The sequence below is a fragment of the Falsiroseomonas sp. RANM36 genome, from assembly GCF_056682175.1.
Genome location: NZ_JBWXTD010000003.1, coordinates 205,325 through 209,512, shown reverse-complemented (window position 1 = coordinate 209,512; position 4,188 = coordinate 205,325). Strand labels below are relative to the sequence as shown.

At 73.8% G+C, this 4,188-nt stretch carries 4 protein-coding genes; all 4 read left to right on the top strand.

What is annotated here, in order from left to right; translation table 11 throughout:
- Positions 1-186 precede the first annotated feature (186 nt).
- Complete coding sequence (locus tag AC1MIR_RS05815) at positions 187-1,074, top strand: peptidylprolyl isomerase (protein WP_480027240.1); 888 nt, start codon at positions 187-189, stop codon at positions 1,072-1,074.
- A gap of 82 nt (positions 1,075-1,156) precedes the next feature.
- Entirely contained in the window at positions 1,157-2,398 is a 1,242-nt protein-coding gene (gene argJ, locus AC1MIR_RS05810) for a bifunctional glutamate N-acetyltransferase/amino-acid acetyltransferase ArgJ (protein ID WP_480027239.1), read from the top strand.
- A complete protein-coding gene (locus tag AC1MIR_RS05805) occupies positions 2,395-3,414 on the top strand; it encodes a GNAT family N-acetyltransferase (RefSeq protein ID WP_480028713.1) in 1,020 nt (339 codons plus the stop codon). The genes argJ and AC1MIR_RS05805 overlap by 4 nt, the downstream gene beginning before the upstream one ends.
- Before the next feature lie 25 nt (positions 3,415-3,439).
- On the top strand, positions 3,440-4,188 hold a 749-nt coding region (locus AC1MIR_RS05800), incomplete at its 3' end, for a competence/damage-inducible protein A (protein ID WP_480027238.1).

Below are 4,188 nucleotides of genomic sequence, written 5' to 3'. Positions count from 1 at the left end.
GCGGGGGGGGGGGGGCGGGGCGGGCGGGGGCCCCCGGGGGGGGGCGCGGGGGCGGCGGGGCGGGGGCGCAGCGGCCGAGAGATCGGCGGCCCGGGGGGGCTCGTCAACGCAACCGGCCCCCGCCCCGCCTTGTGGCGCCCCGGCGCATCCGCCATCTTCCGCGCCCTCCCGCGGAGTCGTTTCCCGATGCGCCGTTCGGCCCTCCTTCTCGCCGCCCTGCTGCTGCCGGCCGGCCTTGCCCTCGCCCAGGCCCCGCCGACGGACCCCGTGCTGGCGCGCGTGAACGGCCTGGAAATCCGGCAGTCCGACCTGGAGGCGGAGATCCAGCGGCTGCCGCCCGAGCTGCGCGCCATGCCGCCGCAGACCCTGCAGCCCCTGCTGCTCGACCAGATGATCACCCAGAAGGCCCTGGTGGCCGCCGCGCGGCAGATGGGCCTGGACCGCGAGCCGGAGGTGCAGGCCCGCATCCGCCGCGCCGAGGAGGAGACGTTGCAGCAGGCGCTGCTGCTGCGCGCCGTGCAGCCCCTGTTGACCGAGGAGGCGCTGCGCGCCCGCTACGCCCGCGAGACCGCCGCCCGCCCGCCGGAGGAGGAGATCCGCGCCCGGCACATCCTGGTGGCGACCGAGCAGGAAGCCCGCACCGCCCTCGCCGAGGCCGGACGCGCCGGCGCCGACTTCGCCGAGGTGGCCCGCCGCCGCTCGACCGGGCCCGGCGCGCGGGAGGGCGGCGATCTCGGCTTCTTCAAGCGCGGCGACATGATCCCGGAATTCGAGGCGGCCGCCTTCGCCCTGCAGCCCGGCCAGATCAGCCAGAACCCGGTCCGCACCCAGTTCGGCTGGCATGTCATCAAGGTGGAGGAGCGCCGCGCCGCCCCGGCCCCGTCCTTCGACGAAAGCCGCGAGCACCTGCGCCAGCAGGCCTTCGAGGAGGGGGTGAACGCCGCCGTCGAGCGCATCCGCGCCGCCGCCCAGGTGGAGCGCACCGATGCCGCGGGCGCGCCGCGCGCACCGTCCCTGCTGGATGGCGCCGCGCCGCCCCCGGCCCAGGCGCCCGCCCCCGCACAGCGTCGGTGATCCCGCGCCCTCCCCGGCTTGCGGGGGAGGATCGCGTCAGGGACAGACGCGTCCCGAAACGCCCAGCCAGGAAACCGCCCACATGGCCTCCGGTAAGGACCTGCCCGTCTCCCCCCTGGCGCTGCCGCTTCCCGGGTTGCCGCCCGTGCCCGGCGTGCTGCTCGGCACCGGCGTCGCCGGCATCCGCTACAAGGCGCGCGAGGACGTCACCATGATGGCCTTCCCCGCCGGCACGACCGTCGCGGGGGTCTTCACCAGGAACCAGTGCCCCGGCGCGCCCGTGGACTGGTGCCGCGCCGCGCTGAAGGGCGGCAAGGCGCGCGCGCTGGTCGTGACGGCCGGCAACTCCAACGTCTTCACCGGCAAGGCCGGGCGCGAGACCTGCAAGGCGACGGCCGCGGCGATGGCGAAGCTCGCCGGCTGCAAGCCGAACGAGGTGTTCCTCGCCTCCACCGGCGTGATCGGCGAGAAGCTGCCGACCGAGAAGCTGACCGCCGCGCTGCCCGGCGTGCATGCCGCGCTCACGCCGGAGCCGTGGGAGCACGCCGCGCGCGCGATCATGACCACCGACACCTTCCCCAAGGGCGCGACGCGCACCGCGAGGATCGGCGACGCGACCGTCACGGTGAACGGCATCGCCAAGGGCAGCGGCATGATCGCGCCGGACATGGCGACGATGCTGTGCTTCCTGGCCACCGACGCGAAGGTGCCGGCCGACGCGCTGCAGGCGATCCTGAAGAAGGGCGTGGACCGCAGCTTCAACTGCGTGACCGTGGATTCCGACACCTCCACCAGCGACACCGTGCTGCTCTTCGCAACGGGCGCCACGAAGCATCCGCGCGTGCCGGCCGAAGGCGGCGCCATGCTGAAGGATTTCGCCCGCGCGGTGCACGAGGTGCTGATGGACCTCGCCCTCCTCGTCGCCCGCGACGGGGAGGGCGCGCAGAAGCTGATCGAGATCCATGTCGCCGGCGCGGTCTCCGCGAAGTCGGCGCACCGCGTCGCCATGTCCATCGCCAACTCCCCGCTGGTGAAGACCGCGATCGCCGGCGAGGACGCCAACTGGGGCCGCATCGTCATGGCCGTCGGCAAGTCGGGCGAGAAGGCCGATCGCGACAGGCTCAGCGTCGGGGTCGGCGGCACCTGGATGGCGCGGGAGGGAGAGATCGTGCCGGGCTATGACGAGGCGCCGGTGGTCGCGCACATGAAGGGCCGGGAGGTGCGGATCGACGTGGATCTCGGCCTCGGCCGCGGCAGCGCGACGGTGTGGACCTGCGACCTGACGCATGGCTACATCGACATCAACGGGGCGTACCGGTCCTGAGCGAAGAGCACTCCGCGCCGCCGCCCTTCGCGCCGCTCGCCACCGGGCGCCTCCTGCTGCGCCCGCTGCGCGAGGAGGACGCGCCGGCGCTGCATCGCCTGGTCAATGACTGGGAAGTGGCCAAGATGCTCGCGCGCGTGCCCTTTCCCTATCCGCGCGAGCTCGCCGATGAGTGGATCGCGTCCACCCACGCGCTGATCGCGGAAGGCCGCGCCTGGCACCTCGCGATCATCGGAAGGGAGCAGGACCGCGAGGCGCTGGTCGGCTGCGTCGGCCTGACGCTGCGCCCCGAACGCAAGCAGGCCGAGCTCGGCTACTGGGTGGGCCGCAAGTCCTGGGGCCAGGGCTACGGGGCGGAGGCGGCGGGACGGCTGGCGCGCTGGGCGCTGGCCAATCTCGACATCGACAGGCTGGTCGCCTCGGCGCTGGTGGAGAACCCGCGCAGCCAGGCGCTGCTCAAGCGCATCGGCTTCCGCCAGGTGGGCGAGGCGGCGCAGGACTTCCTCTCGCGCGGTGGCGCGATGCCGGTGCTGACCTTCGAGATGACGCGCGCCGACCTGCCGGCCGGGGCGCCGCCGCCGGCACCGCAGGCGCCGGCCGAGGCGCCGGCGGCGGGCAAGCCGATCCTGCTGGTCTCGGCGGTGGCGCTGATCGATCCCGATGGGCGCGTGCTGCTGGCCCGCCGGCCCGAGGGCAAGGCGCTGGCCGGGCTCTGGGAGTTCCCCGGCGGCAAGGTGCATCAAGGCGAGACGCCTGAGGCCGCGCTGATCCGCGAGCTGAAGGAGGAGCTGGCGATCGACGTGGCGGAAAGCTGCCTCGCGCCCTTCGCCTTCGCCTCCCACGGCTACGAGAACTTCCACCTGCTGATGCCGCTCTATCTGTGCCGCCGGTGGGAGGGGCGGGTGACGGCGCAGGAAGGCCAGGCTCTGGCCTGGGCGCGGCCGCAGAAGCTCGCCGACTATCCGATGCCGCCCGCGGACAAGCCGCTGGTCGCGCTGCTCCGGGATTTCCTGTAGCCTCGCGGCGACCGTCGGAGGCCCGATGTCGCACGGAAACCCCACCGCCTGCCTGCTCGTCATCGGCAACGAGGTCCTCTCGGGCCGCACGCGCGACGCGAATGTGCAGTTCCTGGCGACCCGCCTCGGGGAGATCGGCATCCCGCTGCGCGAGGTGCGGGTGATCCCCGATGTGCGCGAGACCATCATCGCCACGCTGAACCAGACGCGGGAGAAATTCGACCACGTCTTCACCACCGGCGGAATCGGTCCGACGCATGACGACATCACCAGCGAATGCGTCGCCGCGGCCTTCGGCGTGCCGTGGGAGCCGCATCCGGACGCCTGGGCGCGGATGGAGCGGCACTATCCGCCGGGCGAGTTCAACGCGGCGCGGCAGCGGATGGCGACGATGCCGCGCGGCGCGACGCTGATCGACAACGCGATCTCCATCGCGCCCGGCTTCACGATCGGCAACGTCCATGTGCTGGCCGGCGTGCCGCGCATCATGCAGGCGATGTTCGAGAGCCTGGCGCCGACGCTGCAGGGCGGACCGCCGATCGAATCGCGCACCGTGCATGCCGACGGCGTCATGGAAGGCCGCATCGCGGAGGGGCTGGCCGCCATCCAGCACCGCTGGCCGGCGCTCGATATCGGCAGCTATCCGTACTACCGCATGGGCGGCGGCGGCGTCGCGCTGGTGGCGAAGGGGTCCGACCCGGCGGCCGTGGGGGCCGCCCCCCGCGAACTCACCCGGCAGGGCCCCCCGCAACGCGGCCAGCCGGGGCCCCGCGC

Excerpts from the sequence above, each read along its gene's own strand:
- AC1MIR_RS05815 (WP_480027240.1), top strand. The coding sequence starts at position 187 with ATGCGCCGTTCGGCCCTCCTTCTCGCCGCCCTGCTGCTGCCGGCCGGC.
- argJ (WP_480027239.1), top strand. The coding sequence starts at position 1,157 with ATGGCCTCCGGTAAGGACCTGCCCGTCTCCCCCCTGGCGCTGCCGCTT.